This window comes from Candidatus Methanoperedens sp. (genome assembly GCA_027460535.1).
Taxonomy (GTDB): domain Archaea; phylum Halobacteriota; class Methanosarcinia; order Methanosarcinales; family Methanoperedenaceae; genus Methanoperedens.
In genome coordinates this window covers 35,659-62,278 of record JAPZAR010000021.1, presented here as the reverse complement: position 1 = coordinate 62,278, position 26,620 = coordinate 35,659, and the positions used below count along the sequence as shown (strand labels likewise).

Annotated in this window: 21 protein-coding genes; 9 read left to right on the top strand and 12 right to left on the bottom strand. The window is 40.7% G+C overall.

Features of this window, described 5'->3' with window-relative positions; translation table 11 throughout:
- Nucleotides 1-99 precede the first annotated feature (99 nt).
- Nucleotides 100-348 carry an antitoxin VapB family protein gene (locus O8C65_08735; protein ID MCZ7357006.1) on the bottom strand — a complete coding sequence of 83 codons (249 nt, stop codon included), beginning with the start codon at nt 346-348 and terminating at the stop codon, nt 100-102.
- Between the two features lie 214 nt (nt 349-562).
- On the opposite strand from O8C65_08735, the gene O8C65_08730 reads away from it, so the two are divergent.
- The 4 genes from O8C65_08730 to O8C65_08715 all read left to right on the top strand — a co-directional run bounded on the left by O8C65_08730 (nt 563) and on the right by O8C65_08715 (nt 1,784).
- Nucleotides 563-793 carry a hypothetical protein gene (locus tag O8C65_08730; GenBank protein ID MCZ7357005.1) on the top strand — a complete coding sequence of 77 codons (231 nt, stop codon included), beginning with the start codon at nt 563-565 and terminating at the stop codon, nt 791-793.
- A gap of 5 nt (nt 794-798) precedes the next feature.
- Nucleotides 799-1,086: a type II toxin-antitoxin system RelE/ParE family toxin gene (locus tag O8C65_08725; protein MCZ7357004.1), complete on the top strand. Its 288-nt coding sequence runs from the start codon at nt 799-801 to the stop codon at nt 1,084-1,086.
- Nucleotides 1,087-1,332: 246 nt separating this feature from the next.
- Entirely contained in the window at nt 1,333-1,521 is a 189-nt protein-coding gene (locus O8C65_08720) for a hypothetical protein (GenBank protein ID MCZ7357003.1), read from the top strand.
- Nucleotides 1,518-1,784 (top strand): type II toxin-antitoxin system RelE/ParE family toxin, encoded by a 267-nt coding sequence (locus O8C65_08715; GenBank protein ID MCZ7357002.1) that lies wholly within the window; start codon nt 1,518-1,520, stop codon nt 1,782-1,784. Before O8C65_08720 ends, O8C65_08715 begins: the two co-directional genes overlap by 4 nt.
- 270 nt (nt 1,785-2,054) lie before the next feature.
- Here the strand turns inward: O8C65_08715 and O8C65_08710 are convergent, their stop codons facing one another.
- The 8 genes from O8C65_08710 to O8C65_08675 form a co-directional block, all read right to left on the bottom strand.
- Nucleotides 2,055-2,585 carry a hypothetical protein gene (locus O8C65_08710; GenBank protein MCZ7357001.1) on the bottom strand — a complete coding sequence of 177 codons (531 nt, stop codon included), beginning with the start codon at nt 2,583-2,585 and terminating at the stop codon, nt 2,055-2,057.
- A 6-nt stretch (nt 2,586-2,591) separates the two neighbouring features.
- Nucleotides 2,592-3,098, bottom strand: coding sequence for a hypothetical protein (locus tag O8C65_08705; GenBank protein MCZ7357000.1), 507 nt, complete (start codon nt 3,096-3,098; stop codon nt 2,592-2,594).
- Complete coding sequence (locus O8C65_08700; protein ID MCZ7356999.1) at nt 3,099-3,758, bottom strand: hypothetical protein; 660 nt, start codon at nt 3,756-3,758, stop codon at nt 3,099-3,101.
- 307 nt (nt 3,759-4,065) lie between these two features.
- Entirely contained in the window at nt 4,066-4,392 is a 327-nt protein-coding gene (locus O8C65_08695) for a M48 family metallopeptidase (GenBank protein MCZ7356998.1), read from the bottom strand.
- The gene (locus O8C65_08690; protein MCZ7356997.1) at nt 4,389-7,331 is read right to left on the bottom strand and encodes an HsdR family type I site-specific deoxyribonuclease; all 2,943 of its coding nucleotides are present in this window, start codon (nt 7,329-7,331) and stop codon (nt 4,389-4,391) included. Before O8C65_08690 ends, O8C65_08695 begins: the two co-directional genes overlap by 4 nt.
- A gap of 10 nt (nt 7,332-7,341) precedes the next feature.
- Nucleotides 7,342-7,590, bottom strand: a complete 249-nt coding sequence (locus O8C65_08685) for a DUF433 domain-containing protein (protein MCZ7356996.1) — start codon at nt 7,588-7,590, stop codon at nt 7,342-7,344.
- Nucleotides 7,591-7,673: 83 nt separating this feature from the next.
- Entirely contained in the window at nt 7,674-8,864 is a 1,191-nt protein-coding gene (locus O8C65_08680) for a restriction endonuclease subunit S (GenBank protein MCZ7356995.1), read from the bottom strand.
- Nucleotides 8,861-10,432, bottom strand: coding sequence for a class I SAM-dependent DNA methyltransferase (locus O8C65_08675; protein MCZ7356994.1), 1,572 nt, complete (start codon nt 10,430-10,432; stop codon nt 8,861-8,863). The genes O8C65_08680 and O8C65_08675 overlap by 4 nt, the downstream gene beginning before the upstream one ends.
- 373 nt (nt 10,433-10,805) lie before the next feature.
- On the opposite strand from O8C65_08675, the gene O8C65_08670 reads away from it, so the two are divergent.
- The gene (locus tag O8C65_08670) at nt 10,806-16,733 is read left to right on the top strand and encodes a S8 family serine peptidase (protein ID MCZ7356993.1); all 5,928 of its coding nucleotides are present in this window, start codon (nt 10,806-10,808) and stop codon (nt 16,731-16,733) included.
- 129 nt (nt 16,734-16,862) lie between these two features.
- Nucleotides 16,863-19,307 (top strand): DEAD/DEAH box helicase, encoded by a 2,445-nt coding sequence (locus O8C65_08665; protein MCZ7356992.1) that lies wholly within the window; start codon nt 16,863-16,865, stop codon nt 19,305-19,307.
- Between the two features lie 72 nt (nt 19,308-19,379).
- On the opposite strand, the gene O8C65_08660 is transcribed toward O8C65_08665, so the two are convergent.
- Together O8C65_08660 and O8C65_08655 are read right to left on the bottom strand one after the other, a co-directional pair.
- On the bottom strand, nt 19,380-20,087 hold the full coding sequence (locus tag O8C65_08660; protein MCZ7356991.1) for a hypothetical protein: 708 nt from the start codon (nt 20,085-20,087) through the stop codon (nt 19,380-19,382).
- Nucleotides 20,088-20,119: 32 nt separating this feature from the next.
- Entirely contained in the window at nt 20,120-21,817 is a 1,698-nt protein-coding gene (locus O8C65_08655) for a glutamate--tRNA ligase (GenBank protein MCZ7356990.1), read from the bottom strand.
- 97 nt (nt 21,818-21,914) lie between these two features.
- Here O8C65_08655 and O8C65_08650 point away from each other — a divergent pair, with 97 nt between their 5' ends.
- From O8C65_08650 to O8C65_08640, 3 genes are all read left to right on the top strand, one after another.
- Nucleotides 21,915-22,208: a PRC-barrel domain-containing protein gene (locus O8C65_08650; GenBank protein ID MCZ7356989.1), complete on the top strand. Its 294-nt coding sequence runs from the start codon at nt 21,915-21,917 to the stop codon at nt 22,206-22,208.
- Between the two features lie 30 nt (nt 22,209-22,238).
- Nucleotides 22,239-22,964: a tRNA 5'-guanylyltransferase gene (locus O8C65_08645; GenBank protein MCZ7356988.1), complete on the top strand. Its 726-nt coding sequence runs from the start codon at nt 22,239-22,241 to the stop codon at nt 22,962-22,964.
- 83 nt (nt 22,965-23,047) lie between these two features.
- Nucleotides 23,048-24,022 (top strand): inorganic phosphate transporter, encoded by a 975-nt coding sequence (locus tag O8C65_08640; GenBank protein ID MCZ7356987.1) that lies wholly within the window; start codon nt 23,048-23,050, stop codon nt 24,020-24,022.
- Here the strand turns inward: O8C65_08640 and O8C65_08635 are convergent.
- A complete protein-coding gene (locus O8C65_08635) occupies nt 24,014-26,554 on the bottom strand; it encodes a PAS domain S-box protein (GenBank protein ID MCZ7356986.1) in 2,541 nt (846 codons plus the stop codon). The two genes, O8C65_08640 and O8C65_08635, sit on opposite strands and share 9 nt — an antisense overlap.
- Nucleotides 26,555-26,620: the final 66 nt, after the last annotated feature.

Here is a 26,620-nt window from a genome sequence, read left to right as displayed (position 1 = left end):
AAGCTCATAGTTGTCATGTATTATATGACAACAAAGCATATATATTTTTTGGTCGAAATTCTAATAAAAAGGTTACTGCCTTAGGAAAAATAATTTTTCTTAGATTTTGTTGTCAGAGGATAGGGGTAAAGTTGGGTAAATAATCTCCTTCCTTTTATTAGATAACTCTTTCAAAAGAGTTTCTTTATTCCTGAATTCAACAGAGCCTCTCAATTCTTTTAGTTTATCAATATTTTTTCGGGATTTTATGAGCCGTTCAAAAAGATCGCTGAAGCTCTCGTTTGCTCCCTTTATCGAGAGGAGCATTTTGTAAATATCTTCGCGGATGGTTATCGTCTTGGCTGTCATAAGTAAACATATGTTTAAACATATATTAAAGTTCACATTTTGATCGTGTTCCCCGCACCTGTTCCCACGCATGCCGCACGCACCGGGTCTGCCAGCGGGGAGGTGGGCGCAACACTATCCCAAACAGACCAGGTGTGAAAACGAATCTGTCAGGGTAATGAAATGCTTTGAAACATAAATAACTTTAATATCAATTAAAACAATTATTTCAATTATGCCAACGACTATTACAATAAATGAGAAAACTAAAGAAAGGCTATCGGATTATAAGTTTGGTGACTTGACTTTTGATGATGTCCTGAATATGCTCATGAATAAGGTATCAATCGAAGATATAAGCGCGGAACATATCCAAGAACATTATCGCCGCCTTGCTGATTTTAAAGGGATATCAAAAGAAGATTTTAAATCTCGAATGAGGAAAAGAGTTTCAAGTGGAAGTTGATATGAGTGAGCAGAAACACAACTCCATACGAAGTTCTTATCGATGAACGGGTTGAGAAAGATTTAGAAAAAGTCCCAAAATACGTTGTTGAGAAATTTCTAAAATTACTTGATGAATTTGAGAAGAATCCTGTTCAACCAAGATCAGGTTTTGATGTTAAGCCGATGGAAGGATACCCGGATAATACCTACAGATTAAGGATTGGCAAGTACAGGGTTCTTTATTCTGTGGATAATGATCCAAGGAAAGTCAGGATAACTTCAGTCCAGCATAGAGGAGATGCATATAAGTAAGGACTGCGTAGACAACGTTTGTAAGTTGTTGGCTATGCGCTATTCCCTCCTTAAAATGTAACCTTTCAAAGTTGGGCGCCCGCATTTGGTCGAGATATGTTCTCCACCTGTCCTGGCTCCCCGCATGCCGCACGCACCGGATCAGCAAACGGGGAGGGGGCGGGGTGAGGCGCATCTGATGAATTGCTTCAGTTTATACTTTCCATGGAAAATCCTTATAAGGTTTAAAATATTAACTGATATTGCATGGTAACCGAAACAGTGGTTGAATTGAGAAAGATTCGCGCCGACCTTGATATGCTCACAAATTTATATTCAAAACTTGTTGATAGGCTGATCCCGGAAGAAGAACCTGAAGCCGAAGACCTTAGGGCGATAAGGAGCAAGGATAGAATAGCTTCGGAAGCCGAATTACTAAAGGTATTGAATGCATGACATTTGAAATAAATATCAAAGCCAAATCTTTGAAATTTATTTCTTCCCTGCAGAAACATGACAGGGCGCGCCTCAAAGAGGCAATGCTTGTCCTGAAAGAAGACCCGGTTCCCATAAAATCCCTTGATATCACCAAACTAAGAGGTGAAAAGAATAAGTATCGTATCCGTAAAGGGAAGTTCAGAATTGTTTACGAAGTTATCTGGGAACAAAAGGTTATCCTGATCCATAGGGTTGATCTTAGAGGAGATGTTTATAAATAAGAATAGCTAACGTCTCACGAAAGGCAACCATTTCATGTTGGGCGCACCGCATTTGATCGTGTTCTCCGCACCTTTCCGGGCTCCGCGCATGCCGCAGGCACCGGGTCTGCAAGCAGGGAGGGAGTAGGGAGCAAGATGGGGGGCGGGGTGATGAGGGCGGAGCAACCTGCTCGTAAAGAATAATTGCGAAAAAGAATCGATCTGGCTACTATCTTCCTGGGACAGGTTACAATTTTGTTCAACATGCGTACAACAAAAGCATGTTGTTTCTTATTTTTTAAATGCAGGTATATCTACAGGGAGGCCTACTCTCATAAAGAATCTTGCAAAGCTTTGAGATAGATGCTCTCTATAAGGGGGTAATAAACGCAATCTTTCACCTTTCTTTATAGTCAGATCAGAAAGAAATTCTAAAGAAACACTATAAATATTACGAAAATCAACGACCTGATAAGCCATTTTGAACCCTTTTAGCCCACATTTATTTAATAAATGATATCCTGTAACATTTCCACGTCTTAATTCTTCTTTCCCATCGCTACTTTTAAAAAAAGTACTTTGTTTCTCTAAATCTTCAAGGGGCCAGAATGGACAAAGAAGAACCAGATCGATTTTCTTATTTGCAATATCGCAGGATTGGCTCAAAATGATTACATTATATTTAAGAATACGAGCTTCAAATTCTTCTTCCTCTTGTATCTCTGAAGGGGGAATAATTATAGGACAACCTTTTATAAAGTCACCTTGCATTAAATCAGCATCACAATTTACAACCTCGTACCAAGGATATTCAATCGCCATATATCATTATGGTTCCACTATATTCATTTTTGCGTTTTCTATACTTTTTATTTTTACCCGTGCGGTCCATTTTTTTATGGGAGGCATCTGAATAAAAACATCATATTCTAAATTTTCTTCATGGGTTGTACTGCCCAAAGTGGTTATATCATCAACTGAATGTTTTGTTTCTAATTTTGTTATATATTTTTTTATATTAAAATTGACTGGAGAATAAAAATCATTGAAGGAATCACCAATGGTTAAGTTATTAATATCCGGGCAAACCCTGACTCTTAACTTTTTTTTCTTGAAATCAATAGGTCGAGCCCTTCGATTATGAATTTCAGCATGTCGTCCAGAACGAATTTTACCTCTATCAATTCTTATTACAGGATTTAAAGGATCATAAACATTATCCAAGTGAGATTTCCCTGAATGTATCATTTGTTTGTATTTTGCTGGAGATGCCCGATATGAATTTATATCACGGATGATTGAAAACTTTCTATTAATAATTTGGGTATTAAACATTCAAATCTTTCTCCATTTGGATATTTTCTTATTGATAACCTCTTTTTTCTTTTTAATATTATCAATTTCTTTGATTAGGTCTTCAAAAGCTTCATCGTCAAAAGACAGTGGAATTATTTTAATATTATCCGCATAATCCTGAACCGTAAATTCGATATATATACTATTTAGAAAGTCCAAAATTTCATTTCTTTCTTCATTAAAAAAAGGTCGTATATCACAAATAGAATGGATATCCACCACTGAGTTGAATGTTTCGGAAGATAAAAATTCTTTTTTTGCAAATTTCTCTTCAATGCTTCCAGCAGAAAATAAATTATTAAAATGTTCTGAATTAACATCTACATTCTTGCTTATTTTGTTATAATCTGGAATCTTGGAAGTTTCCAAAATATATTTTGTTTCTGGAATAAGGTCGGAAAATTTTAAATTGTTTTCTTCCAAAACAAATAACAAATATTTATAGGTGGAAAAGATTGCTGCTGCATCATCATCTGAAACATTCATTTCATTCATGATAGAAAGATATAAATCAACAATACTTTTTTTCTCGGAATCAATTAAAATATTGATAAAAGTTTCAATAGATTTTTTTTCTAATGATAAAAATTTTGAAATTTTTGGCAAAGATTCATTTGGAATATATAATAATCTCTTCATTTTTAAATCCTCAATTTCTTAACATCCTTTGTAGCTACTGGTAAATCGTCTATGTGTTTTTCTACGAAATGCAACATCTTCCTTAATAAGATATCGTTCTCAATTCCTGTCAATTTAGCCCTTGAGGTTTATGAACTCCAATGAGTTCTGTTTATCTATTATATCTATATATTGTCTAAAGTATTTATTTTTATGTATCTTGAAAGAACATATTATCAAGAAATTATACCGTTATGCGATTCACTGTTTGCGATATCTTCTCCCCACCTGTCCGGCTCTGGTTGGCACAAGATGGGGGCGGCAGTTTCTATTTTTCTCCAATTTTTATTTTATTCAATTTCTTTTCTAACTTCTCATAGTCGCCCAGGTAAGCAGTCATTAAGCTTTTCCAAAGTTTACTATGATTGGGAACCTTGAAATGCAACAATTCATGCACAATTACGTAGTCACCAATTTCTTTGTCCATGTCCAGAAGTTCTTTATTGAAATTCAAATTACCATCTGTAGAACATGAAGCCCATTTGTTTGTCATAGGTCTGATAGCAAGTGCTTTTACTTCAATATCCATTTTTCCGGCAAACTCTTTTACTCTTGCCTTGAATTCAGATTTATCGTTCCATTTACTCATAATCATAAGTTGTAGGCTTTGAATAACTGATTAAATAAATCTTCTACAATTGCAGCAGCTCTGTCAATATTCTCTTCTTCGCTAAGCACAGCGTAATATGTTCCTTTTCTCAGATCTCTCAATTCCTTTTCGCTTGATTTCCAGTTCGGATTATTAACAAACTCTGCTTTAATTTGCTTGGTTATTTCATCCGCCTTTTTGAAATCTTTGTCGAGCAGTGTTCTGTAAATGAAGAAAGTTAGGCCATCAAAGCCCTTCTCTACCTGTTCTTTTTTCCGTTTTATGTCATCTTCATAAATCTTTCTGATTTCTTCTAATGCTTCCTGCGTGGTAATTTGCCTGTCCTCATAGCTTTCTTCTACTTGGGCAGCTCTTTCCTGCAAACCAATTAGAAATGGGTCATCAGATTCTTCTTCAGCAATTCTTTCAATACTCTTTACTAAGTTGATTACCCGTGTATTGTCATTTTTCTGAGTATCTTGTATTTTTTTAATCGTTTCTTCGTTAATCTCAAAGAATTCATTAACCTGCTGCAAATTGCTCATGCCTATTTTATTCTGGATCAATTCATTTGTTTTTCTCTGGAACTCCCTGTCAACCTGGACTCTTTTTGCATAGGCATTTCTTACGATTTGGTAAATAGCAGAAAGCGTAGTGTAATTGTCAATGTATGGTCTTAAGAATTTATCAGGTGAAATGATTTCATATAGCATTTCCACCTCTTTGTATAATTTGAAAAATTCTTTTCTTTTGGATTTATCTCTAAAGTATGCAATGAGATTATCTGTGTCTTTGTCGTTAAAACCAAATTTAATCAGTTGTAAGTAAGGAGGAACTTTTTCTTCCATCTTTGCCTTGAACAGGTGTTTCAGCAGTTGAATATCCTTTATTATCGAATTGATTTCTTTGCTATCAAATGCGAGTGCTTTTTCAAGTTTGTCAAATATGCCTACAAAGTCCAGGACAAAACCATGAGGCTTTTTCATATCCTTTTCTTCGTTCTCATATGGTCTGTTTACCCTTGCAATGGCTTGAAGAAGGGTATGGTCACGCATTGGTTTGTCCAGATACATGGCGTACAAAATCGGTGCATCAAAACCTGTCAAAAGTTTTTCCGTAACGATCAGGATCTTGGGCAGTTCTCCGATTTTGGTGAACTTCTTTCTAATTTCCTTTTCTTTTTTAGTGTCAATGTGATATTTCTTTAGGTCTTCTGTGTCGTTGTTGTTGCCGGTGTAAACTACTTCCGAATATTCCGTGGGCAGAAACTTATCTAACGCCTTTTTATACATGGCACATGCTGGACGGTCAACTCCAACTAAAAATGCCTTATAGCCCATTGGCTCGACATTTTCTTTGTAATGACTTGCCACGTATTCAGCCACCTTTTCTACCCGTTCCTTTCCTTTCAAAAAGTTGCGGGTATTAACAGCACGTTCCAGGATTTTATTCAATTCTTCGATGTCGCTTACCCCATAAGCTTCCGCCAGGTTCAAAAACTCTTTTTCCAAAATATCCCTGGGGACTAAAAGCTCATTTGGAGCCATCCCATAAAACAGGGGCAATGTTGTATAATCTTCAATGCTTTCTGCAATGGAATATTTATGCAGATAACCAGATTCGTCTTCAAGGCCAAAGGTCTTGAATGTTCCTTTACCATGAACTGTTTTATCAACCGGCGTGCCTGTAAATCCTATTAAAGTAGCATTCGGGACGGCAGCCATCAGATATGTTCCTAAATCTCCTCCTGTGGTTCGGTGCGCTTCATCAATCAGCACATAAATGTTTTTGCGAAGATTGACATCAGCAGGCATATCCTGGAATTTATGCATCATACTGACTATTATTCCTCTATAATCATTTTTCAGCAATTTTTGCAAGTCTCTTATATGCTCTGCCTGTACTACATTTTTTACACCCAACGATTCAAGATTTCTGGCCATCTGGTCTTCCAGTTCATTGCGGTCGATCAACAAGAGAATGGTGGGTTTTTCGGCTTCGGGGGCTTTAAACAGCAGTTCAGCTATTTTTATCATAGTAAAGGTTTTGCCGCTTCCCTGCGTATGCCATACTAAACCTCTTGTCTTTTTCGGGTCGATTGCCCGTTCTAATACTTTTGTTACTGCTGTTTTCTGGTGTTGAGCTAAAATGTATTTATTCAGCTCTTCATTTTGCTCTGCAAAAATAATGAATTTTTTCAAGTAATCAAGAATATTCTGCCTGCCGCAGAAGGATTTAATTTTTACTTCCAGATTGCCGATTTCTTCTTCTTTCCAGTTAAAAATATTTCTTCTGATGAGGTTCCATGTTACGCCATACGAAAAACCAATGCTTTCAGTGGCTGTGAAAATCTGCTCTGGACAAAAAAACTCCGGCGTCTCACGGTGATAGCGTCTGATCTGGTCTATACCTATTGCAATGGCTTCGTCTTTGGTGGCGTTTTTACATTCGATTACAAGAACCGGAATGCCATTGATGAGAAATGCAACATCCTCCCGATTGGCATACTGCCCATTGAAAAGATAATATTCTTCGGTTACTTCATACACATTTTTGTCTGGCTCGCCATAGTTTATCAGCACAAGGTTAAATTCACGGTTTTCCTCTTTGCTGAAGAACGTTTTTTCTCCCTGAAGATGCTGTAAAAAATCCCGGTTGCCCGCGATGGTTGGCAAAGGCAAATTGAGTTTGCGAAGGAGTTCTTCTTTGCTGTCTTTGAACTTTGGATTAAAGTCTTTTACCTTTTCAAATAAAGTATCGGTAAAAAAGCGGGAAGCGTTTTTGGCTTTCTCTCTCGGAGAAGCGCCGGATGGATCAAAACCTCTGCGCTGCTCGGCTTCGCTTTGCGAGACATACCTCCAGCCGATTTCCTGTGCATATTTTAGTATACGAGCTTGGACGCTTTTATGTTCTGTTGGTTTGGGCGCTGTCATTTTCTTTTTCAAAAAACCGCATCTAACAAGCCTCTGCTGTCAAAGGCATAAATGTAATGTTTTCAAGGGATTCTGTTGCAAAAAGCAAACATGCTCTTATATCTTCCCTGGTTAATCCTTTGTATTCTTCAAGGATTTCCTCCACAGAAGCGCCATGCGCTAATAATCCCACGATAAACTGCACCGTAAGTCTTGTCCCCTTGATTACAGGTTTTCCTGTCATAACATCTGGGTTAAGAGTTATGCGTTCAAGCAATTTTTCCGCTTTCATAGTTTTCCACCTTATCTATTATTATCTCTTTAGTCATATAAAGACCATTGATTGTCTTTTATAAAAGAACTGGAAATCCGCTATTACTTGAACTCCATCTCATGCACCCTGCGCTGCCCGGTCATCAGCTCGTGGAGGAGGGTTTTGAATAGGGCGGTGAGGGTTTGTTTTTTGCTGTTACAAAAAGATATTTTCTTATCGAATGAAATATACATTTTTGCAATTTCAATCTGCTCAGATAATGAAGGTTTTGGGATAAGTGTTTCTTCCAAAACTGTTTTACTCAATCTTTGCCTGCCTGTGGAACCTTCCATTTTACCCGTTAACTGTGACCTGATATCATCTTTTAGAAGGAAATAATATAGGTAGAATTTATCGCTTAAACCTTGTTTTTCCTTTATTGGAATAACTTCAGTAGTTGCATAGGCAAATGGTTTATCAATGGAAACAAAACCTTGCTTGCCATTTTCAAATGAAGGAGTTATCTTGGCAAGAAGTAAATCTCCATTCTCTACATATGTTCCGCTTGAAACCTTATCCCGAAGCACATATTTATTAATCTCCAATTCATTGAACGGCACCAAGTCCATTGGGATAAAAGGAACAGGGCTTCCAATGTCTAACCCTCTCGGTTTTGAAGTAAACTCATACATATCCCCAATCCTCACAACCTCCCAACTCTCCGGCACCAACCCGATTTCGGTTTTTCTTTGGGGTTCGCCTCTGGTGCCTTCGGTAAAAAGTTTTTGCATGAGAGCTTTTTTTAGCTCGTTGGTGGTGCATATGAGATTGTCCTGCTGCTCAATGGCTTTTTGCACCGTGCTTAATACATGGGCGATTTTGCGTTGTTCGGGGAGGGGAGGAAGAGGGATTTTGATATTATTTAATGAATTTCTATCTAAAGTAGGAACAGAAACCCCTGTTTTATACCTTCCAATATCAAGATAACTTAAATAAAAGTATGAGAATAGCTCATCATTTCCATTGAAGTCTTTAACATATAGTGAAGTATTGTGAGCCCAAAAATCAGTTTCGTAATAACAAACTTGACCACAGGAACCACTTCTCCCAACTGTTACTCCTGGTGCTTTCACAAAACTTGTATCGTGGTATCCAATTATTCCACTTGATCCAGCAACCGGAACATTTCCAGTTTTAAAATTAACCTTTGTTAAATCCTTGCCTCTTTGAAGAATAACAAACTTAGGGAAAAGCACCATTTCCCAATTTACTGGATTTTTATCGACCTCAGTTTCTTTCCAGCCTTCCATCATATCCCCAATTTTGCTAAAATGCTTTTCACTTCGACATCAATGGTGACATACTCATTTTCCTGTTCGCGAAGTTCCTCCACAATCTCTTCAATGGGACGGTAGGCGTAGGCATCATTAACCTGTATGTAGCGGCTGGGCGAAATATTGTAATCATTCTTAACAATTTCATCTTTACCCACCAGCCGGGAAAATTTTTCAACTTCTTTAAAGGCTTTATAGGTCTCAGAAATGCGCTCGATCCCTTCCTTTGTGATATAGTTCTTGGGATCGCCCTTTTCAAACTCCTTGCCTGCATGTAAAAGGAAAATTTTGTTCTTGTGCTTTTTGGCTTTGTTCAGGAAAATGATAATTCCTGGCGCAGAGGTATTGTAAAACAGATTTTCAGGCAGGTAGATAACCCCTTCAATCAGGTCATGCTCAACAAACCATTTGCGGCACTCCTTTTCTTTATTGCTCCCCTGGTTGCCGCTGCCCCGGCTGGCGGCTCCAGTATCAAGTACAACGCCTCCTCTACCTTTATCGTTCAGGCTGCTGTATATATGCTGCACCCAGCCCCAGTCAATCTTGCCTCCGCAAGGACCTGCGGGGAAGCGTTCCATTTCATCATTGATAAAAAAATCATCATTTATATAGGATAAGCTGTCTTTGCCCTGGTTCCACATGGGATTGGCAACAACACGGTCAAACTTTCTTAGTTTGCCAGCGGTTTTGAAGATGGGATTTTTTAGAGTGTCGCCGATTTCAATTTCGCCCTCCATGTCATGTATTACCATGTTCATTTTACTCATTGCCCACGTAGATGCAATAAATTCCTGTCCATGTAATTGAAGCGGCGCATACTTCTCTTTAGAGCGCAGCGCCATCTTTTCTTCCATTACCATCTCGCATTTAATAAGCAGACCGCCGCTTCCGCAGCATGGGTCATAAATTTCCATGCCGGGCTCAGCATCCATGATCTTCGCTATGATGAAACCCACTTCTGTTGGCGTGTAGAACTCCCCGGCGCTCTGTCCGCTTCCTTCGGCGAACTTTCGTATCAGGTACTCGTAACTGCGCCCGATTATATCCGGCTCTACATCTTTCAATCCCAATCGCTTTTCAGAAACTTTTTCAATTAGTTTGCTCAATCGGTCATCATCAATATCACGCTGCCCGTGCGTGGTGGCGTTGAAGTCAACACGGTCAATGATTCCTTGCAGGTCTTTGTTCTCTTTAGCTACCTCACGAAGAATATCGGTGAGTTGCTGTCCAATTTTATCAGACAGCTTTCTAATCACATCCCATGTTCTTTCCTTTTCAGGGTCTTTGGGCTTAATGGGTATGTAAAAACGCACTATTGATTTATCCCGTTCCACTAAGTGCAGGGCTTTGGTTCTGCTTTTTACTTTTTCTGCAATGCGGTCAATCTCATCGTCAAACACATCACACAATCGTTTTATAAATATTAATGGAAGAATGTAATCTTTGAACTTAGCCGCATCAGCTGCACCTCTTATACTGCAAGCTGCATCCCAGATCCAGCTTTCCATGGATTTTACTTTCTCACCATTTCCGTTTGTTTTTGCCATTCAACCCATCTATGTCCGAACTTGGTTCGTATATCTTACACTTCGTCTGAAATGATAATCTTTTTCATTTTCTATTAACTCTATCATACTGAGAGAAATGGAAAAATGGAAATCTCGATGATGAAATTAGGCGATGATGCTGGCTATACAGATAACAGCTATAATAACGACTTCCGTGAGCAAAAGTATATTCTGATACAGACATCGTCAAAAATCAATCTCTTTGTTGCTATAGAACGAGATATTAGGGTTGAAATATAGAAGAGCCATTAATTTCACAATTTATTTATAGAATTACGATTTACACGGGTAACATAAGATGAGTGACTTGCTCAAAGAGAAGTAATCATGCATCAATGGATAGGTGGGAAAGATGTTTAAGAATAAAAAGAATAAAGAGCGTGTCCTTAGGATAGTTTTTGGGATAACAATACTGGCAATCTTATTGCTGGCTGGCGGAGCGAGTGCTGCTGATATAAGATGCGGTACAGATTTAATAAACAACGACCCAAAATCATATTGGGATTGTATGAATAAAGAAAATTGGGGAATTGAAAATATTGGGTTTGACAAAATGCATGAAAGGGGATGGGGAAATTATGGTGAGGGCAAAATTGTAGCCATAATTGATTCAGGGATAGATATAGATCACCCAATTGTGAATATGGACGGTAAAAATAATCCTGTTGATTGGAAAATAAATATAATTGCCTCTCGTGGTCCATATGCAATTTACGGTATTGATGATAGTGAAGGACATGGAACTGGAATTGCAGGGATTATTTGGGAAATTGCACCAAAAGCAAAATTCATTATTATAAAGCCTGCTGAGGGTATTACGGGTCTTATTGATTATGAAGCTGGAATTAATTTTGCCGTAGATAATGGTGCAAATGTTATTGTCACCTCAATTTGCCCTTCTTTTCAGGGTAGCTGTTATGACGAGATCGCTCAGTATGCATCAGATAAAGTAGACAGTGATACAAGTTTCGTTGCCGCAGCAGGAAATAAAGATGATAAGTATCCTATATCACCATCAACTGGTGTAAAGGTAATTAGTGTCTCTTCTATTCAAGATTTTAATGATTACTTATTTTTGGGTGGCAGCCCACAAAATCCTAAAATCGTACCCCCAGATTATGCGAAACCAGATTTTGCAGCACCAGGTAAGAGTATATACACATTAAATACTTCGGAAAATGGCTATGAAAATTATATATCTGGAAGTTCTTTTGCTGCGCCCCATGTTGCTGGAGCACTTTTACTTTTACAGAGGATGGGAAATAATGCACCAACAGCAGAAACTATCCTGAAAGATACAGCAATCGACGTCCTGACCGAGGATGAAAAAGAAACACTATTGGATGGGAAAGGAAGGATAAATCTTATACCAAAAACACCAATATTACAAGAGCCAGAGATGGATTCTCATGTCAATACTTTAACACCCACGTATCGATGGTGGCCTCCTTTAAGTGACATATCCTTAAATAAAATCAAAGCTTATCAAATTAGAGTTTGGGAGGATAGCGGCTTGAAAACTGACGGCACCAAGATTGTTCTTGAAAAGACTATTTCGAATCCAGAGTCTTCTCAAATTACACCTTCAATTGCAGAATATATAAATGGGGGCTTAGTTGATGGAAAGCATTACCATTGGCATGTAAGAGCTTACAATGGTTATTTCTGGAGCGACTGGGCAAACGATGCCGCTGATAATAGCGATCATATGGATTTTAGCGCATCGTTAGGACAACCTCCACCAACAGACACCACTCCACCGACAATCACTTATAATACTCCGACTGGTAGCAATATTCCTGCAAATACATCAATAACCATCACCTTCAGTGAAGCAATAGATCATGCATCTGCCGAATCGTCTTTTTCAATATCTCCTTCAACTGCAGGAAGCTTTTACTGGAACAGCAACACCATGACTTATACTCCAAGTTCAGACCTTGATTATGACGCAACGTATATTGTTTCGGTGGGAACAAATGTTAAGGATTTGGCAAATAATAATTTGCAGTCACCATATAGCTGGCAGTTCAGTACAAGATCAAGTATTCAGGGCATTCCTTCATATTGTGTGGATTTTTCGAAAGATCTCTCTAATACTGATGTGGGCTACTATCTTAAAACTGTAGTTAATAGCCCTTATTGTGCTAATAACTGGCATATAAAAGACTATGACGGCGATGGATATGATGAATATTATTTATTAGTCGGAGAAACTTATTATCAGTGGTCATTTGGAGCGACACCTGAACTCCCCGGACATAAAATTTTAAATATCGGCGACCGCAGGGATTATGATTCAAGTATAAAGTATAACTGCACAAGGGATTACTCTTATGATCCAAATAAAGATAGTTCATATTGTGATTCCCAACAAGAATATACATGGATGTCGAAAAAGTTAACCAGTCCAAGTGACAGATTAAGTTCATTTCCAATGTATGTTACCGCAGATGATGGTTCAGGTAGCTGGTATAGTTGGGGTTATGATAGTTATGATCTTTCTAAGACATGGAAAGATGCTAATGGAAATGAGGTGCACGAGGAATATTACCAAGTTCTGGACAACGATCCAACGTTCACTCTTTCACTTTATGAATCACCATCTCAGTCTGTTGCAATTGGTGGTTTTATGTCACTATTAATTGATCTCATCAGTCAAGGAAGTTTTGTTACACCTGTTATGCTTAGCTGTTCCGGATTACCGGAAGGAACTTCCTGTAAATTTTCTCAGAATCCGGCAATGCTTAATGAAGCTACTAGAGTAACTATCACTACATCAAATACAACACCACGAGGATCTTATACAGTAGTCATTGTTGGAACAGGTGGTGGAGAGACAAAAACGACAAACATAAATCTTGTAATAGGGTCGCCCAATCCGAATCCTGCGACACTTACTGTCTGCCAAAATAATTGCAATTACAACGGAATTCAAGCGGCTATTGATGCAGCGAACATTGGTGATATGATTTTAGTGCATAGTGGAACGTATCAAGAAAATGTGGATATCAACAAACAACTCACCCTTCGGGGTCAGAAAACAGATGGTACAATGCCGATTGTAGATGCTGGTGGCACTGGTAGTGCGATCAAACTTTCTGCTAATGGAATTACTCTTGAAGGATTTAATGCAAGCAATAGTGGTGGTGAATTATTTTTTTATAGCGGTGGTGAATACGAAGCTGACTTCAATGCAGGAATAAATATAGCTACAACAAATAACTACATTTCAAATAATAATGTTTTCTCCAATGGTATTGGCATTTTAACTCATTCAAGTCCTAACAATAATATTATTTCAAACAATAATATTTATTTAAATAATATGGGACTTTTTGTTGGAGGAGGTGCATATTCACAAGAAGGAAATATCATTACGGGTAATAATGTCTATCTAAATGGTTTAAGAAGATTGGAATGTTGCCAGATGGGGGGCATAATATTACTAAGCAATAGCAATAATATCTATCAGAACAATTTTTTTGGTAACAGTGAAAACGCCATTGACAACTATGGGTTATCAAATAATAATTGGGATAATGGAATTATTGGAAATCATTACAGCAATTTTGATGAAAATTTTGAAGGTTGTATTGATTCTGATTCCAATAACATATGTGATTCAAGCTATAATATTCCAAGCGGAAACAATCCTTTGGATCCAAATAATGTGGATAGGTATCCATTGGTTTCATTGGTATTACCCACAACACCTGTGATACCAACTCCAATTACGCGCACAGTTTGCCCCAGTGATTGTGATTATACCAGAATCCAAGATGCTCTCGATGCAGCATATCCTGGGGATACAATCCTTGTTAACAGCGGTACTTATCATGAAAACGCGGACGTGAATATTCCTGAACTTATATTAAAAGGAGTTGATACCGGCAGTGGGAAGCCAATAGTAGATGCTGGGGGGTTTGGTAGTCCAATTACAATATCCTCAAATGGAATAACACTTGAAGGATTTGGAGTTACAAACTCGGAAGTTAATTATGATTTCAATTATGCAGGAATTAAGGTAAATTCGAATAATAACAAGATTACAAATAATGATATATTTTCAAACCAAAATGGAGTTTACCTCAAATCTTCAAGAAATAACCTCATCAACGGGAATGTTTACTCGAATAATCGTGAAGGTATTTTTTTGGACGGCTCTGATTATAACCTTATATCAGAAAATATTGTAATTTCAAATGGTGACGGTATTTATTTTTATAATTCAATAGAGAATATGATATTTAAAAATATATTATCGGCAAATGAGGCAGGTATCTATTTGGATTCCAGCAATAACAATGTAATTTATCAGAATAATTTCTTAAAGGATCTAGTTTATAGCAATGGTCAGAATCAGTGGGATTACGAGAATATAGGTAATCATTATAGTAATTTTGATGAAAATTTTGAAGGTTGTATTGATTCAGACGATAATAACATATGTGATTCAAGTTATAATATTCAAGAGGGTTCTGATGTTGATAGATATCCGTTGGTATCATTTAAAATGCCGTATGAACAAAAATTAACATCTTTAACACTTTCTCCCACCACCGAAGAGGTTCAAGATTATGGAGTGATTTTTGCGGGTTATAATTGGGATTTTTTCGCTATGCCCAAAGATCAATTTGGAGTTATCATGGAATTACCTGTAACGTGGATCATCAGTGATCCAACAGTGGGCACAATTGAACCGATTACAGACACATTTTATTCAGGAGCAAAGTTTACAGCAACTGGAACAGGAACAGCAATAATAACAGCACGAAGTGGTAGTTTAACAGAAGGTGTAAATGTGACTGTTTCATCATCAATCACAACTATAACTATTTCACCAGCTATGCCATCAGTTGCTATGGGTAATACAATTTCCTTTACTGCGAAGGATCAAAATGGGAATGACATCACCTCTATAGTAACTTGGAGTTCCAGCAATTCAAGCTTGGGAACATTTGATATGGGTCAAGGTATATTTTTTGCATATACATTTTCACCAGGAATAACAACAATAACTGCAAGAAATGGAGAAGTTAGTGGAAGTGTAAGTTTATCAGTGATAGAACCATCCGGATTCCATATTGAATCTATCACCGGAAAAGGCACCGTGTTCCTTCAATCAAGCGCAGGCACTATTCAAGATATGATAGCTGTGGATCCGAATTCCATACTTGAACAACCTCCAATTGAGGCAAATCTCTATTATGGTCTTTTCAGATTCAACATTACAGGCATAAATCTTGGCGGCAGCATAACTCTCACAATGACATTTCCAGAATACCTGCCAGATGGTACAACTTACTGGAAATATGGAGAAAACCACAATACTCATTGGTACACTATTCCCAGCAGCATCAATGGCAACACCATAACAATAACACTCACAGATGGAGGATTAGGAGACGATGACCTTACAGCCAATGGCATAATCATAGACGACGGTGGCCCATCTATTCCACAAATAGCCACTTCTGATACCGTATCTCCAATAACAACTGCTGTATTATCTGGAAGCATTGGCAATAACGGTTGGTACATTTCTGATGTCCGGATGAATCTAACGGCAACGGACAATCTAGGTGGTTCGGGCGTGAACTGGATTGAATATAGCCTGGATAATGCAACCTGGATTCGATATACTGCCCCGTTCAACATAAGCAGCGAAGGGATATCAACGATTTACTATTGCTCAACAGATAATGCGGGCAACGTAGAATTGATTAAGAGCCAAACGATCAAAATTGACAAGACACCTCCAGAAGCAGCAATAAGATTCGACATCTCCTTGAAAGATTTCAGGGTATACAACGTCGAGACTGGAAATGATACAAACTATATAATATTGCCTTCGAAGAAAGAAAATAAAGATAAGAAAGAGCAAAAAGACCAGAACGAAAAAGCCTGGGAACGGAGACAGTACGCCCTCAGGGATATTGCAAACAACTCGCTCACACTCATCTTAAGACACAAGAAAGAGGGCAAGGAAGCTGAAATAGAGGTCATCAGCACACAGTACAACGCTGGAACAGTTTCGAACATAGCAATGAACAGAGATCAGGTGGAATACACTGAGGAGAAGGGCTTGCTCAATGAATTGGAGCAAGAGATCGAAGTTAAGAAGCTCTTCGATGCCAAGGCAAAGTTTAGCGGGAAAAAAGATCAAACCGAGATAAGTGTTAAGATTGAAGGGAAAAAGGAGCAGAAAGTGACACCATCTGGCATTGTGCTGTTGGAGTTGATGACCGATATAGGGAGCTTGAAGGTAGAATATTAGCCGAATGTTGGCCTTCAGACTGCGATATCTGAAACTCCATCTTTTTTTATATTATATCTTTTTTTCTGGATCACAATAATTTCCATACACCCAAAATTAATAACATGAGCCAACTATTCAGCGTTACAAATGCTTTCTGTGATCATTCACCCGCAAAATTCAAAAATCCTCGTTCTGCCAATTAAAGACAATGCAAAAGAACCTGTTTTCCAGGGCATCCTCACATTAAAAAAGACCCCAAAAGGAGCACGTGTCGGTAAATTCAGGATAAGGCAGGGAGAGAAAGAAGAATACAGGGCGCCAGAGGAACTCATCGAACTCCTGCGCCTTGCAGATAAAATCCTTATCGCTGAAGGGAATGAGGGATCGGAAGCAGGGTTCAAAGAAATGCTGGCAGCATACCAGCTGGACTATGGCTATACGAACACATGCCGGCTATGTATCCTTGCCGGCAAATATACCACGATAGACGGCAATCCTATCCGATTTCACAATGAACATGTGTGTGAAGAATGCGCAATAAAAGAACTAATGCGGGAAGCAAAAACCGCGAAACTTGGCAGGCACGGCCAGGACAGGCTAATCAAGTTATTGCTCCAGGGCAGAGACCTTGACAGGGTACTTGCGATGCTCAGCCCGGAAAAACTGGATTCCGGCCTGACGAGATTCGATACGATAGAGGCAAGCAGGGTTGAACGCCATATCAAAGTAAAAGACCTGCCTGTCCACGAAGAACTCAAAAAGATCCTCCTTCGCCAGCTGGAAGAACTGCTGCCAGTCCAGGCGCTTTCGGTCGAGGCAGGATTACTTGAAAGAAAAAACCAGTTGATCGTTTCAGCTACCGCTACCGGAAAAACGCTTGTCGGGGAGCTTGCCGGTCTCCAGAACATCCTGAATAAAAAAGGTAAGATGCTGTTCCTTGTTCCGCTTGTGGCGCTTGCGAACCAGAAGTATGAACAGTTCACAAGGCGATATTCTTCCGTTGCCACAACGTCTCTTCGCGTTGGAACGAGCAGGATAACAGGCGGTGCAAAAGGTGTCCGGACTTCACTATCTTCAGACATAATAGTGGGAACCTATGAAGGGATCGATTACATCCTCAGGTCAGGCGGACAGCTTGGGAATATCGGTACCGTGGTAATAGACGAGGTGCATATGCTCGAGGACAAAGAAAGAGGGCACAGGCTTGATGGTCTTATTGCACGTTTGAAATTTACTTCTCCAGACGCACAGTTCATTTATCTCTCAGCCACTGTAGGAAAACCTGGGTGGCTGGCCGAAAAACTGGGTGCGGCGTTAATCGAATTTGAAGAACGGCCAGTGCCGATCGACCGGCACCTCATCTTCGCGCCGGAATATGAGAAGATGCGCTTGATAGAGCGACTTGCGAGGCAGGAATATAGCAAGAGATCATCAAAGGGCTTCCTCGGTCAGACCATTGTATTTACCAATTCACGCCGCAATTGCCACATGCTGGCAGACGGGCTTGGCATAAAAGCGCTGCCTTACCATGCCGGGCTTTCATACAATGAGCGGAAGAAAGTGGAAGAGCGATTCGGGAAAGGAGAATTGCCAGTGGTCGTGACGACGGCGGCGCTTGCAGCAGGTGTTGATTTCCCGGCTTCGCAGGTAATTTTTGAATCCCTCGCCATGGGAATAGAGTGGCTCACGGTGCGGGAGTTCCAGCAGATGCTGGGCCGAGCGGGGAGACCGGATTACCATGATCGCGGGATAGTGGTGCTACTCGCAGACCCCGAAAAGAGGTTCGGAAAAGGGGATACCGAGGACGAGATAGCTTTCAGGCTCCTGCGCGGTGAACTTGAGCATTTTGGCGTGGAGTATGGGGACGATGAATTGCTTGAAGAGACCCTTTCCAATATCATGGTAGCGCGTAAACTTTCAGATATCAGGAAATTAGATGATTTACTGCTGGGCAGGGGAGATCTAGATTATTTGCTCGGGAAACTGAGAGAATACGGGTTCATAGAAAAAAAGGATTCAGGATATTCTCCCACAAAACTTGGAAAAATCGTAGCGTCTCATTTCCTAAGTGTTGAGCAGACTTTCCTGATCAAGGACGCCGTGCTTGAAGGACGGGAACCGCTTGATATTGTTACGGGGCTTGGAACCCTGGACGCTGTGTATTTCAAGTATGCCTCACAGTTATCGGATGCCCTTGGGACTGATATCCCGACCCGCGTGTTCGGCGCCGGGCTTGATATCGTTTTCTCCTCTGCCGAATTTTCAAAGCTGAAAGAGAACCTCCGTCGCACCATGCTTGATTTTGCGCGTGAGTTCATGGCCTGCAGGTGCAAGGATGCACCGTACTGCGGTTGCGCTGAGAGGAAATTCTCGGAGAGGGTCATAGAACTGTGCGCTGAAGGATTGTCGCCTGATGGCATTATCGCTGAGCTTACGAAGCAGTATGGGATTTATGCGTATGCCGGGGATGTTCTGAATTACCTGGACCAGGCTGCGAGGGCGCTTGAAGCTGTGGAATTGATCGCGGGGATATATGGGCGGAAAGAGCTGGGTGAGAAGGCGAGGGGGTTGAGGGAGAGGATGGAAAGTTAAAGTTTATTCTAAATAATATAGCCATCCCGTCGGTTATAATATTATACTGTTCTCAAGAGAATCATGGTAGAATTATTTTGTTAATATCTCACAGTTTGGATCACGAATAAATCTTCCAATATTATTAATTCCTAATCTTACTAATAAATCATCCTTATCAAGTTTGAAAGGGTTTCCGGAGTCTTCAAGCTCAATAACCTCTCCAAAATTTTGGTTTAACGGATCCTTTATTATTTCATAAATGTTCAAGACTTTACAGTCAACAGTTTTGCGAAGAATTCCAGCATCGACGCAGGTAAGGAAATGTAAAGCCATTTCTCCAGCTACAAATAGCCCAGGCCTTAGTTTGTCTATTCTATGCCCCCATCCCCAGTTATTCAAGAATTGTATATTTCCTTCATTACCGTAATTAAACCTGATCGGAAAACCACAATCTACAATTATTTCCTGAACTACTGTTCTTGGCCCGTATCCTTTCTTCCTCCAATCCTCCAGATATTCTTCAAAATTAAAATCATCCTTGAGAAATTTAGATTCGGCATCTTTCACAACATCGAGACTTATTAAATCCACCATAATGGCCTCTATCTCACCTACAAAGTGATATCGATTTAGATGAAATTGCTTCAGAATCTTCGTCTTGGTGTTACTTTCGAATATGATGGGTTGGTTTGCCTCGAACTGAAGATTATTGAAGTCTGCCCCCTTTTTGAAAACAATCCCACAATCTTGGACAACCCAGCCCGCAGTACCTGCTACAACTTCTATTCTCTTTTCCATAAATACCTATTCTGTACAAATAATATAATCTTTCACTTGTGCGTAAAATACGCCACGACCTCATCCCCGCTAACGCTATCGATCCTTACGAACCCGAACCTCTCGAACTGCACAACTGTGTCAAGTTCCTTCTCAATACCGCGCTCCCCGATCCCGGAATACTCACCATCCGGCGACAGCACCCTGACTTTAAGCCCGTCGGGAGGCACCCAGTGTATGATGCGCGCCTTCTCCTTTTTTACAAGGTCCATATCAGTTCCAATGAACTTTGCTTTCAGCGGTGAGATGCTCGTTATCTGGATATTGTAAAGATCCTTTAAGCGCAATCGCTCTCCGACCCCAAGGATTTCAACATCACTCCTGCATACAAGCACCGTCGTTCCCGCTGGAATTTCCCTCAATCCTCCCCGCGCCGGATGAAGGGGAGCTTTTGCTATCTTCGGCTCTGCGCCCTCGATCTCCATTTCAACCGGGTTCCACACAAAAAAATACCTGTTCGCTATCGGGTCGATTATCTTCCTGTTCTCTGCGTAAAGGGTGTCAAGGCTCAGGCTGATATCGGTCTCCCCGAGTCCCAGATCGATCATGAATTTTCTCAAAGCTTCAGGTCTGATGCCCCGCCGCCGAAGCGCCCTTATCGTGGGCACACGCGGGTCATCCCACCCTGTGTAAACACCCTCAGCTATCGCTTTCTTCAAGCCGCTCGTGCTCAATTTCCCGAACTCGTGTATCTGCACCCGTCCCCAGTGCAATGTTTTCGGATAAGTCCAGCCCATGTATTTATAGACATATTTCTGGCGGGTCTCGCTGTCCGCGAGGTCCTTGCCGCGAATGATCAAAGTCGTTCCCAGAAGATGGTCCTCCACCGCTCCCTCAAAATCAAGGAGAGGCCAGGAACAGTATTTATCCCCTACCTCCGGTCTTGGATGCGGGATGTTGATAATGCGGAACGCAACCCAGTCCCTGATAGCGGGGTCTTTATGGCCGATATCTGTCCTGATGCGAAGCACAGCCTCCTGCTCATTATACCCGCCAGAAAGCATCTTTTTCCAGAATTCAAGATTTTGTTCGGCGCCCTGTTCCCTGTGAGGGCACGCTCTCTTCGCATCCTTGAGCGCCTTGAACTCTTCCTGTTCACAGAAACAGACATACGCCCCATTTTTTTTTATCAATTGTTCTGCAATCTCGTAATATCGCGGGATCCTGTCTGATGCTATTACGACCTCATCCGGTGTTGCCCCGAGCCATTCACAGTCATCAAGATACCAATCATACGCCTCAAGCATTGGTCGCTTGGTCGCAGGGTCGGTGTCATCGAAACGTATGATGAGCTTTCCTTGGTATTTTCTTGTGTATTCAGAGTTCACCACTATCCCCCTGGCGCTTCCAATAGTTGGAGGTCCATTGGGATTTGGGGCAAACCTCATGACAAGAGGTCCATTGAGTTCAAGCGATGGCAAACCTTTTTCAGGCTCTTTCTTTTCTTTTAATTCAGCTATAAGTTCAGGGGCAAGCTCATTTAGTTCTTTTTCCCATGCCCCTGGTCTCATCTCTTCGATCTCATTCAGAATTTCTCCCACAAGTGATGTGATTTCCCTTGCGCGAGAGCGCAGTTCAGGATTTGCCATGACTTTGCCCATGACTGCTCCGGCCTGTGGAGTCTTGTTATATTTGACAGCATTCTGCAGGGCATATTTCCTAATAAGGAGCTTTATATCATCAGTTTGCATCCTGCCTTAATCATCACAGTGCAATATTAAAACTTCGCCAGTCCAAAATCAATAAAGTATATATTGCTATCATTCATATTCAGATGAAGGTGATACGATGCAGGCAGAGGTTTCAACGTTATTCGGTTTGAATGTTTACACTGACAGAGGAGTTTACATCGGAAAAGTAAATGATGTTGTACTTGAATTGAATGATAAAAAGGTTTCAGGTCTTGCTGTTACGAAATTAAATCCTGATATGTTCGATGCATCCGGCAAAGGAGTGGTCATCCCTTTCAGATGGGTTACTGCCGTCGCAGATGTTGTTCTTATAAGGCATGTCAAAGACCAGTTCAAGAAACCCGAAGAGATCCCTGAAGATTATAATATATCCGATGAAGAAGAACAATAAGCCGTGAGCAAAGGTTTCTCAGAAAAAGAAATGAAAGATCGGGAGATATATTCCGATCTTAAGGTTTTCCCTCCTTTTGCAGTCAGGATCGATGGGCGCGGGTTCAGGCGCGCGCTTGATTTATTGGCTCTTAAGAAACCATACGATGAAAGATTCGCGCGTGCCATGGCGAATTGTGTAGAGGTATTCTTTAAGGACAGCGGCTTAAATCCGTTAATTGCATTCACATTTTCAGATGAGATCAATCTTTTTTTCTATGAAATACCGTATAATAACAGGATCGAGAAGATCGATTCAATAATACCTGCTTTCATCTCTTCGGCGCTTACCATCCAGTTGAATCTGCAAAATCCGATAGCATTCGATTCAAGAATTATCCCCCTTGGCAAAGAAGATATTTATAAATACCTTTTATGGAGACAGGCCGAGACCTGGAGGAACCATGTGAGTTCCTACGGGTATTACACGCTGCGTGAGACCGGGCTCTCTGAAAATGAAGCTGCGCAGCGGCTCAAGAACATGAAGGCAAGCGAAGTACACGAACTGGTGTTCCGACATGGGATCAACCTTGCGGAAACACCAGTGTGGCAGAGATGTGGAATATTGATATACAGGGAAGTCTATGAAAAACTCGGATACGATCCTGTTAGAAGAATAGATGTAAAAGCAGAGAGGACAAAAATAATTCAGGAGTGGGATCCCCCCATATTCAAAACCGAAGAGGGACGGATACTGGTTGACAGGCTTACAGCCTGAGTATATTTTGGGTCAATTTTTGCCTGTATCGGTACGTTATATTAACTATAGAATAGTAGTCAGCTCGATTTGGGACATTTCTTATGATATTTACAATAACTTTACTCGCCGCGCTTGCGGTTGCTCTTTTTATGGGAATAAATATCGGCGGCAATAATGCTGCTGCTGCGATGGGTGCCGCTTATGGGGCAAAAGTCCGCACAAAATATCAGGCGGTAGTACTAATCGGAGTTTTCGCAGTTCTTGGGGCTGTATTAGGCGGTGGAGAAGTTATTAAAACCCTTGGAAGCGGAATTCTCCCTCCCGGCACAATATTGATTAAAGGAGCCATCATTGCTGTGGGGGCATCAGCGGCCACCGTTTTTCTGGCAAATCTTCTGCGTGTCCCAATATCCACAAGCCAGGTTGCTGTTGGGTCGGTCATTGGTATCGGATTTTTCTACGGAGCATCTAAATTGAATACTCCGCTTCTTGCAACGATCATGGTCTGGTGGGTTGTTACGCCCATTGTTGCATGGTTGCTCGCGTACCTTATGGGGAAATATCTTTACACTAACATTTTGGTCTGGCTTGCAGACCATCATGATTCAGAAGCTTCGATACGCAAATCCTTGAATGTACTTCTGACCATATCAGGCTGCTACGTGGCGTTTTCTGCAGGGGCCAATCATGCAGGCATCATAGTAGGACCGTTTGTTGGAGCTGGCCAGATCCCGGTGACTTACGGTGAGATTTTTGCTGGTCTTGCGATCGGCCTTGGCGCTCTTCTCATGGGCGGCAGGGTACTGGATACCGTTGGAAAAGATATCTGCGAACTCTGTGTAATTCGAGCCGTGTTCGTGGAATTCACATCCGCTATAATTGTCCATGCAGCCTCAATCCTTGGGATCCCTGTATCACTTGGCGAGATCGTGGCTTCAGGGATCATTGGTATCGGATGCGCCAATAGCGGGATGCATATAATGAAAAGCAATACTGTGAAGAAAATACTGATTGCCTGGGTCATATCCCCGCTCCTTGCAGGTGCTATAGCGTTTGCATTGATTAAATTAATTTAGATTTGGAATCTCCACGATAAAAATAGAGCCGCCTTCGGGATTATCTTCAACCCATATCCTCCCGTTATGTAATTCCATAATCTTCCACGCAATGGCAAGACCGAGACCTGAACCCTTAACGCCCTTTTTTCCTCCCCTCCTGAATCGTTCGAAAATCACGGTCTTATCTCTTTCCTTTATACCTTCCCCGAAATCTATTACCCTGACTTGCAGGTTTTCTCCCTTATCCTCGCTTTCTATAATTATTCTCTTACCAGATGATGCGTATTTTATGGCATTGGAAATGAGGTTTGAAAAAACCTCTTCGATTATTTTACTGGCCTTCACAGGCAAATCCAAAGTTATGCGGTTCACGATTTCAATTCCCGCATTATCCGCAAGCGGGGTGAGGGCTTCAATGACTCCTTCAATAACATTTTTTAAATCCAGCTCTTCCAGTTCAATACTTTTCAAATTCTCAAATCTTGAAAATTTCATGGCGCTATCTATGAGTTCCATTCCCTTTACAAGACTTCTTTCAATGGTCTCAAGGTAGGCTTTTTTCCTTGATATTGTCTCATTTTCCTTAAGAAGTTCAATAAAGCCGTTGGCGGTATTGAGTGGATTCAAAAGGTCATGATGCATGATATCTGCAAAAAGTTCTTTCATGCGATTTGATTCCTCAAGTTCTCTTGTATATTTCTTTATTTCTTCTTCTGCACGCTTGCGTTCCGTGATATCTACGATAGAGACCAATCTTTTCGAATATGTTTCTTCATTGCCGGGAGTTAAAACCCATCTCATGCTGATATGAATCTTATCGCCTGTTAATGTTTTAACAATATCTTCGCTTTCAAAGGAGGTTTTACCTTCAGCAATCGCAATAAGTTCATCTTTAAAAGTTTCGTATGACCTATCTGTGAAGATATTCTCCAAACCGTCTATAAGGTCGATTTTACTTTTTGCCTTGAACAAATTTATTGATGCTTTATTTACATCAAGCACTTTCATCATGCTTGCACACAGGGCAACTTCTTTCGGATGCCTGTCAAAATATGTTCTCAGATTTTCAATCCCTTTACTTTTAAGAGCATCAATGTATTTTTTAATACCAGAACTATCTTCTTCCCATAGTGAAATCGGAGAATCTTCAAAAAGACTCCGGTACCGTTCCTCTTTTTCGAGCAAAACCTCTTCTATATGCTTGCGTTCGGTGATATCCTTGATGACACCGACCATTGCTATCGGTTTATCTTTGTCATCTTTGACAATGGATGCAGTCAGCCAGATAGGAAATTCCTGGCCATTCTTTTTCTTTGCCATGAATTCCCCGGCCCATCTTCCTTTCGTTATTATATTCTGGAGTATCACCCTCCCCGTAAATTCGGGGTCTGAATTCAGTTCGCTGACATGCTTACTCTTTAATTCATCGCTGGAAAAACCGTAGATATTTTCTACAGCCTTGTTCGAATAGATATTGAAACCATTCAGGTCTGTTATTATAACTCCATCCAGGGCTTCATCCACAGCTTCCGATAATAGTTTCAGCTTCTCTTCCACCTTTTTGCGCTCTGTGATATCTCTTACGATGCAAATATGTCCTACATAATTGCCGTTCTCATCCCAGAGAGCCGTGCCCCTGACTTCCGTGGGGATTTCAGTGCCGTCTTTCCGAAGCCCCGGAACCTCTCCGTTGAATACGCCGATATCCTTTTTGTGCATTGTGCCGGACAATCCTTTTTCAGTTGGAGGTATCAGCTCAGGAGGCGTGATTTCCCGCCAGGTCTTTCCAACAAGCTCCTCCTGGGCATAGCCAAAAGTCTTAGCATATGCTGCATTTACGTAGATATAACGGTCTTTTTCATCTGCAATCGTGATTCCGTCGGTACTGCTATTAATTGCTTTAATGAGCTTTTCCTTTTCCTTCTCAACTTTTTTTCGTTCAGTGATGTCTTTCAAAATCCCCATACTTGCCACCTTGCCGTGATAAGCTACAAGCCCCACATTCATATTGACAACGATTTTTGCCCCGTCCTTACGCATCATGTGAAATTCATATTCCGACGGGACATTTTCTCCAGCCTGCCTTCGAGAATAGCGGCCTGCTACCATTGCCAAATCCTCGGGTGCAACTAAATCCTTGAATTCCCTGCCTATAAGTTCCCCCGCCTGGTAGCCAGCCGTTCTTGCAACTGCTTCATTGACAAATTGAAATTTAGCATCCTGGATAATAAATACGCCGTCCTGGATATTCTCAACCAGCATCCGGTATTTTTCTTCGGATTGCTGCAGCGCCTCTTCCACCCGCCTGCGCCTGTCCATGTTCAACTGTGTGTAGGTACCGAACACGATTATAACAAACCCAAATAAAACCCTGACCACGATTTCATTGATAGTTGGGGATAGTATTTGCTCAAGAATAGTTCCATTATGGAATATAACAGAATCTAAAATTGAATCCAGAACCCAGGCAATTGCTGCAAGTCCTATACTGATTCCTATTAATCCTCCAAAACCTGGAAACCATGGTTTTGCACTTCTATCGCCAGTCACCCCCTATCCTCCTGCGGATTCCACGGATAACGAGGTCCGATTGGTACAGCCGATAAATTCTTCCGT